Raw genomic sequence first — 2,255 nt, 5'->3', positions numbered from 1 at the left:
CGCATAAATGATCCGGTGGTACAAAACTCTGGTTTAACATCAGGTGATAAAGGATATTTCATTTTTCTATTCCTCCATTTTCATATAGCTTAATAATTTTGAAACTCATTTAAATGAATTCCTATAGATGATTAATCATGCAATTACCATGCCAAGTCACTGTGAGTGATTTAAAGAGGGTTTTTACCAGATAACATGGGCTTTGTGTATGCAAAGGCGAATAAGTTATGGGAAATTGAATCGCCGATGAAGAGATACTGAAAGACTTCATATCTGTGAATCAATCATTTGCCGGTAAGAATACAGGAATTAAGATGTTTTTCGTTTGTCGAAAGAAACCGAAATCATATGGCACAGAAATTGCATAAAGGTATACAGGTAAAACTTTTAAAAAAGAGGGAGGCATGGGGATTATTCTAGTTAAGAAATTGAACTCACTGGTTTGAAAGCGGTTTCAAGGAGGAATGATAGGTGGAAAATGAGGTTACATTGAAAAGATCACTGAAATTATGGCAAATCGTTATGATGGGGTTAGCATATATGACCCCCATGGTCGTATTTGATACATTCGGCATTGTATCTGGGATTACGGGCGGCCATGTGCCGACTGCCTATATCGTTGCATTGGTGGGGATGCTTTTTACAGCTGCCAGCTATGGAAAACTTGTAAAGGTTTTTCCTGCTGCAGGTTCTGCCTACACTTATACGCAAAAGGCGATAAACCCGCATTTAGGATTCCTGGTAGGATGGTCTTCGTTGTTGGACTATTTGTTTTTACCTATGGTCAATGCATTGTTGACCAAAATTTATTTGACAGCATTATTTCCAGGAGTTCCTACATGGATTTGGGTAGTATTGTTCGTAGCAATCGTCACCATTCTCAATCTCAGGAGCGTCAATGTACTTGCTAACTTTAATGCGCTTTTTGTTTTAATTCAGATTGCCATCATGGCAGTGTTCATCATTCTTGTTGTCAAAGGTTTAAATGATGGAGAAGGTACAGGAGAAGTGTTTACATTAATGCCTTTCGTAAATGAAGGGATGGACTTCTCGGCCATAATAACCGGGGCTACGATCCTTTGTTTTTCCTTTTTGGGATTCGATGCGGTAACGACACTATCTGAGGAAACGCCGGATCCGAAAAAAACCATTCCAAAAGCGATATTTTTAACTGCGCTATGGGGTGGAATCATCTTCATTACCGCATCTTTCTTTATTCAGCTCTTTTTTCCGGATATATCCCGTTTTAAGGAACCGGATGCTGCATTACCGGAAATCGCCCTTTATGTAGGCGGGAAGCTATTTCAATCCATTTTTCTTTGTACGACTTTCGTCAATACGCTAGCCTCGGGACTAGCATCACATGCCAGCGTTTCCCGTCTTTTGTATGTTATGGGCCGTGATAAAGTGTTTCCGGAAAAATGGTTTGGATTCATTCATCCCAAGTGGAAGACACCAGCCATTAATGTACTCATAGTTGGAGTCATTTCAATGTCGGCTTTATTCTTTGATCTAGTGACAGCAACGTCACTGATCAACTTTGGTGCATTAATGGCATTTACCTTTGTAAATCTTTCAGTGATCAGCCATTTTATCATTCGGGAAAAGGAGCACCGAACGATAAAGGGGTGTATTAAATACTTAATTATGCCTTTACTTGGAGCTATAGCAATTGGCATTCTATGGATCAACCTTGAGGCAAGTTCCCTAATAATGGGGACAAGTTGGTTCATTATTGGTTTTTGTTATCTATTATATATCACAAAGGCATTCAGGAAGGCACCGCCCCAATACCAAGTTGAAGAAATTCAGCTATAAGACTTTGCAAGGAAAAACGCATCCGATAAGGATGTTTCAGTTTATAGACTTCAAAAGGTTTAGGAATGGTTTCATTCCGAAACCTTTTTGATTTTTAATTGGATAAAGAATAGATGACCGCGACCATTTCTGGCCCTTGCCTGTCCAGTTGGATATCTTCTTTATATTCATGTAAGAGTCGCCTGCACCGACAATATTTTACGTCCGCTTGTTGTCCAAAGCATGCCATGGCTTTTCTTTTGCATCAGCGAATATTTCCATAAGTAGTAGAGAAGTGAGGTCCTTTATCTGACATAACCTAAGAACCAGCATAGGCCACGTTCTTATTTACCTCTTCAATAGTTATGCATAAATCGAAAAAATAGAGTAGATTGAATGAATGTCTTTTTACCAAAATGACTGGGTCAATACTTGGGCGTACTACCTCTGAATACATA

Annotated in this window: 1 protein-coding gene; it reads left to right on the top strand. The window is 39.1% G+C overall.

The window, feature by feature from the left end; translation table 11 throughout:
* Window positions 1-471: 471 nt before the first annotated feature.
* Window positions 472-1,818, top strand: coding sequence for an APC family permease (locus AC1DVB_RS26750; protein WP_477591844.1), 1,347 nt, complete (start codon window positions 472-474; stop codon window positions 1,816-1,818).
* Window positions 1,819-2,255 lie beyond the last annotated feature (437 nt).

The sequence above is a fragment of the Peribacillus sp. P4_D6 genome, assembly GCF_056401795.1.
Note: the sequence above shows the minus strand (reverse complement) of the source record. Positions and strands in the feature narration are given on the sequence as shown.